The sequence below is a fragment of the Pedobacter sp. CFBP9032 genome (assembly GCF_034045265.1).
In the GTDB taxonomy this organism is placed as follows: Bacteria; Bacteroidota; Bacteroidia; order Sphingobacteriales; family Sphingobacteriaceae; genus Pedobacter.
Genome location: NZ_JAXCWE010000027.1, coordinates 1 through 5,679, shown reverse-complemented (window position 1 = coordinate 5,679; position 5,679 = coordinate 1). Strand labels below are relative to the sequence as shown.

The window sequence follows — 5,679 nt, the reverse complement described above, 5'->3', positions numbered from 1 at the left end:
TGATCAAAAAAGTAACAAAAAAATCAAGGCTTGGAACTGATGTCGGATAAATTCGTTAAAGCTTTTTTTCGGCAGCACAAGCACCCGATGAAAAATCGGGAGAGAACGCGCTGCCTTGGTCTTTGAGGGTATGAAAGACTGTGGTTGAAGCTTTAACGTTTTCTCCTTCCATCATTTCCTAGGCCGGAGAGCAGGGTGGCAATAGCACGAGGAGAATTAGGATGTGGAATTAGATTTATAACAAGAATTGCGATCGGTATCACTACCCAGCAAGGCCAAACCACCGTTTCTTCGTTCTGCTTTTAGACCGGCATGGCCAATTTTTCGGGATGGCATCGCCCAAGCCCTCTCACTGACTTGGATAAAAAAATTGCGAGCCGGCAGTTTTGTTTCTTTTGCTGTCAAAAGAAAAAAGGCCCGTCCGGCAAGGACAAAACAGAACCCTTTTAACTCGAAGCGTAAAAGACATTTTTCTCCTTCCATCATTTCCTAGGCCGGATAGCAGGGAGGCAATAGCATGATGAGAAATTAGGATGCAAACTTAGATTTATAACAAGAATGGCGATCGCTATCACTATCCAACAAGGCCAAACCACCGTTTCTTCGTTCTGATCTTAGACCGGCATGGTCAATTTTTTGGGGTTGCAATGTCCAAGCCTACTCACTAACTTTAACAGAAAAATTGCGAGCCGGCAGTTTTGTTTCTTTTGTTGTCAAAAGAAAAGAAGCCCGTCCGGCTAGGACAAAATAGAATCCTTTTTCATCTATCAGCTAGTGTCATCAACTGCCGAGAACCTTTTCCCACTGCGCTGGCTTGCCTCGGCTCGCCGCCGAAGGGCTATTTTCTTTTCCTTGATGAAAAGAAACAAAAATCAAGGCTTGGACCTGATGTCGGATAAATTCGTTAAAGCTTTGTCTCGGCAGCACAAGCACCCGATGAAGAATCGGGAGAGGACGCGCTGCCTTGGGGTGTGGTGGGTTGAAAGATTGTGGTTGAAGCTTTAACGTTTTCTCCTTCCATCATTTCCTATGCCGGATAGCAGGGTGGCCATAGCATGATGAGAAAGTATAATGCAGACTTATATTTACAACAAGAATGGCGATCGCTATTGCTATGCAGCAAGGCCAAACCACCGTTTCTTCGTTCTGCTCTTAGACCGGCATGGTCAATTTTTTGGGATGGCACTACCCTAGCCTATCTACTGACTTGGATAAAAAAATTGCGAGCCGGCAGTTTTGTTTCTTTTGCTGTCAAAAGAAAAAAGGCCCGTCCGGTCAGGACAAAATAGAATCCTTTTTCATCTATCAGCTAGTGTCATCAACTGCCGAAACTTTTCCCGCTACGCTGGCTTGCCTCGACTAGCCGCCGAAGGGCTCTCCTCTTTTTCTTAACTAAAAGAAGCAAAAGTCAAGGCTTGGACCTGATGTCGGATAAATTCGTTAAAGCTTTATTTCGGCAGCACAAGCACCCGATGAAAAATCGGGAGAGGACGCGCTGCCTTGGGTTGTGGGGTATGAAAGATTGTGGTTGAAGCATTAACGTTTTCTCCCTCCATCATTTCCTAGGCCGGAGAGCAGGGTGGCCACAGCGTGACGTGAAATAGGATACGGACTTAGATTTATAAGTGGTTGAAGCTTTAAACGTTTTCTCCCTCCATCATTTCCTATGCCGGATAGCAGGGTGGCAATAGCATGATGAGAAAATTGGATGCAGACTTAGATTTATAATAAGAATGGCGATCGCTATTGCTACCCAACAAGGCCAAACCACCGTTTCTTCGTTCTGCTCCTAGACCGGCATGGTCAATTTTTTGGGATGGCAATGTCCAAGCCTACTCACTAACTTTAACAGAAAAATTGCGGGCCGGCAGTTTTGTTTCTTTTGCTGTCAAAAGAAAAAAGGCCCGTCCGGCCAGGACAAAATAGAATTCTTTTTCATCTATCAGCTAGTGTCATCACCTGCCTAAAACTTTTTCCCGCTGCGCAGTCTTGCCTCGGCTAGCCGCCGAAGGGCTTTTACTTTTTTGCTTGATCAAAAAAGTAACAAAAAAATCAAGGCTTGGACCTGATGTCGGATAAATTCGTTAAAGCTTTATTTCGGCAGCACAAGCACCCGATGAAAAATCGGGAGAGAACGCGCTGTCTTGGGTTGTGGGGTATGAAAGATTGTGGTTGAAGCTTTAACGTTTTCTCCTTCCATCATTTCCTAGGCCGGATAGCAGGGTGGCGATAGCGAGGTGCTTCATTAGATTATAAGTTCATCTACCGCTTATGTCATCCTCTGTCGTAAAACTTAGTCTTTAGGGTATGAAAGATTGTGTTTGAAGCTTTAACGTTTTCTCCTTCCATCATTTCCTAGGCCGGAGAGCAGGGTGGAAATAGCAGGATGAGAATTAGGGAGCAGACTTAGATATAGAACAATAATGGCGATCGCTATAACGACCCAGCAAGGCCAAACCACCGTTTCTTCGTTCTGCTTTTAGACCGGCATGGTCAATTTTTTGAGATGGCAATATCCAAGCCTACTCACTAACTTTAACAGAAAAATTGCGAGCCGGCAGTTTTGTTTCTTTTGCTGTCAAAAGAAAATAAGCCCGTCCGGCTAGGACACGATAAAATCCTTTTAACTCGAAGCTTAAAATACATCTAAATTGTACCAGTCATCTATCAGCTGGTGTCATCACGAATCCTTCTATGTATTAAACAATTACGATACAGCTTTTTTATGAATGGCAACTTAATTAATAAGCTACCATTCAATGTTTTACTATAAATTATTTCGAAAATTTATAAGTTGTAGATGTTTTATAAGTTTGGCCGGGTTTCAATTCCGTGCTTGCGAAATTTGGATGATTTGGCGCATCAGGAAAGTGCTGTGTTTCCAGGCAAATTGCGGAACGGAATGGGTATGATTTTCCACCTTTACCGTCTTTATCCGCGCCAGTTAAGAAGTTGCCACTATAAAACTGTAAACCAGGTTCCGAAGTATAAACCTCCATTTTTATTCCTGTTAATGTACTTTTTACGGTAGCTACAGGTGTTTTATCATCATGTTTGTTTAACGCAAAATTATGGTCGTATCCTTTTCCAAATTTCAATTGCTCATCTTTCTCTTCAATAGATTTTCCGATAGTTTTTGCTTTGGTAAAGTCAAAAGCTGTTCCTGCTACCGACAACAATTTTCCAGTCGGAATTAAAGTTGAATCAACCGGGGTAATGGAATCTGCGGCGATGGTTAATTCGTGATCCAAAATAGATTTATTTCCTTCTCCATTTAAGTTGAAATAAGCATGATTGGTTAAATTCACCACCGTTGCTTTATCCGTTGTTGCTGTATAATCAATCTGTAAAGCATTATCATCCGTTAGCGTATAAACCACTTTCACCTCAAGCTTACCAGGATACCCAGCCTCGCCATCTTTAGAAACATAGCTTAATTCGATTTTTTTGCTATCCACTTGCTTAGCATCCCAAACCTTAGCGTAAAAACCATCCGTTCCACCATGCAGCGTATTTGGTCCGTCGTTTAACTGCAAAGTATATTGTTCACCATTTAATGTGAATTTTCCTTTACCAATTCTGTTTCCATATCTACCGATTAACGCACCAAAAAACGGTTCGCCTTTTTTGCGGTAAGCACCAATACTATCATAACCCAGCACCACATCGGTTAATTTATCATCTTTACCTGGTACCAGGAGCGAAACAATTCTGCCGCCATAATTAGTAATGGTTACGGTAGACCCGTTCGAATTTTTTAAAGTATAAAGCGTAACTGCTTTGCCATCTATAGTGGTGTTGTATTTCAAAGAATCAGTTTGGGTAGTGGCCGCTGTGCCTTTATCAGCTTTTGGATTGCATGAGTACAGTGAAACGGCTAAACATAATGTTGCTAATGGTATTGCACTAAGCATTATTTTTTTCATAAAGATTTATTTTGGTTAGGGCTAAATTAAGAAAATATATTATCGTTGCCATGACGATAATAATTATAATTGTAAGAATATTGATGTATCTGTTTACACATCCGCAAAAAATCATATAATTTAGCGCCAATATGCACAAACTTAACTTCAAACCCAAAGCATTTCTATTTGATTTGAATGGTACGATGATTAATGATATGGACTATCATACCATGGCCTGGCGATCAATTATGAATGATGATCTGGGCGCAAACCTTGATTATGATACCGTAAAAAAAGAAATGTATGGTAAAAATCATGAGGTATTAACCCGGGTTTTTGGCGAAGGTAGATTTAGTGATGAGGAAGTGAAAAAACTTTCCTTTGATAAAGAAAAACGGTACCAAGAAGGGTATTTTCCCCATTTAGCATTGATTGATGGTTTAGGTGCATTTTTAGATCGGGCAAAAGATCATGGATTAAAGATGGCCATTGGTTCTGCAGCCATTCCTTTTAACATCGATTTTGTAGTAGATGGGTTGAAGATTCGCCATTACCTGGACGCGATTGTGAGTGCAGATGATGTGGAGATCAGCAAACCTGATCCTGAAACCTTTTTAAAAGCCGCAGCAGCACTTCAGATAAACCCCGTAGATTGCCTGGTTTTTGAAGATACGCCAAAAGGTGTAGAATCTGCTTTTAACGCCGGAATGAAATGTGTTGTTATCACCACTACCCACCACGAAGAAGAGTTTGAAGGCTATGCCAATGTTCTTTTTTTTATAAACGATTATCATGATGTTCAATTAAATACGCTCTTTTAACATGGCAAAATATATTAATCAAAAACCTGTGCTCGTTGCTGTAGATTGCATCATTTTCGGGTACGACGGTGATCAGCTTAAACTGCTGGTCATTAAAAGGGCCATAGAACCGATTAAAGATCAATGGAGTTTAATGGGTGGTTTTATTGGCGAAGAAGAAGATTTAGACGGTGCCGCTAAGCGAATTTTACTTGAACTTACTGGCTTACATGATGTTTACCTGGAGCAATTGCATGCGTATGGCCGACCAGACCGCGATCCGATTGAGCGCACAGTTTCAGTGGTTTACTTTGCCTTAATTGACATTAATAAATATAGTACGCAGATTAACGATCAGTTCCATGCCGAATGGTTTAAAATTAAAGAGGTGCCTGAACTTATTTTTGATCATGATGTAATGGTACAGGCTGCGATGGATAAAATCAGATATCAGGCAGCCCTCCACCCTATCTTGTTCGAACTGCTTCCTAAAAAATTCACCATTCCGCAGTTACAAGCCTTGTACGAACAGGTGTATGATGCACCGATCGACAACAGAAATTTCATCAGGAAGATCACAGCCAGTGGCTTGTTAATTAAACAAACGGAGAAAGATAAATCCAATTCACGGCGTGGTGCTTTTTATTTCAAACTAGATAAAAACAAGCACAAGGCCCAGTTTCAGTCTTTTTTAAACTTTATTCCGAAGGCTATAAAATAATTTCTCAATGCATCTTTTAGAGATATAAAATTAGAAATCAGACAATTGGCTTAACATTTATTTAACATACAAATCGGTCTTTGCATTATTTTAAAAAAACATTTGGAAGATAGATTATAATCTCTATATTTGCACCTCCTTAAACAAAGGGAAATGATTCCGTAGCTCAGCTGGTAGAGCATTACACTTTTAATGTAGTGGTCCTGGGTTCGAATCCCAGCGGGATCACAGAAAGCTTCACAGAAATGTG

At 40.8% G+C, this 5,679-nt stretch carries 4 protein-coding genes and 1 tRNA gene; 3 read left to right on the top strand and 2 right to left on the bottom strand.

Annotated features, from left to right (window positions below):
* Positions 1 to 216: 216 nt before the first annotated feature.
* The gene (locus SOM16_RS22995) at positions 217 to 486 is read right to left on the bottom strand and encodes a hypothetical protein (RefSeq protein ID WP_320466345.1); all 270 of its coding nucleotides are present in this window, start codon (positions 484 to 486) and stop codon (positions 217 to 219) included.
* A 2,288-nt stretch (positions 487 to 2,774) separates the two neighbouring features.
* On the bottom strand, positions 2,775 to 3,926 hold the full coding sequence (locus SOM16_RS22990) for an aldose epimerase family protein (protein WP_320466344.1): 1,152 nt from the start codon (positions 3,924 to 3,926) through the stop codon (positions 2,775 to 2,777).
* A gap of 131 nt (positions 3,927 to 4,057) precedes the next feature.
* Here SOM16_RS22990 and SOM16_RS22985 point away from each other — a divergent pair, with 131 nt between their 5' ends.
* The 3 genes from SOM16_RS22985 (at position 4,058) to SOM16_RS22975 (ending at position 5,657) form a co-directional block, all read left to right on the top strand.
* Complete coding sequence (locus SOM16_RS22985) at positions 4,058 to 4,729, top strand: HAD family hydrolase (RefSeq protein ID WP_320466343.1); 672 nt, start codon at positions 4,058 to 4,060, stop codon at positions 4,727 to 4,729.
* Position 4,730: 1 nt separating this feature from the next.
* A complete protein-coding gene (locus SOM16_RS22980) occupies positions 4,731 to 5,429 on the top strand; it encodes an NUDIX hydrolase (RefSeq protein WP_320466342.1) in 699 nt (232 codons plus the stop codon).
* A 155-nt stretch (positions 5,430 to 5,584) separates the two neighbouring features.
* A tRNA-Lys gene (locus tag SOM16_RS22975) sits at positions 5,585 to 5,657 on the top strand.
* Positions 5,658 to 5,679: the final 22 nt, after the last annotated feature.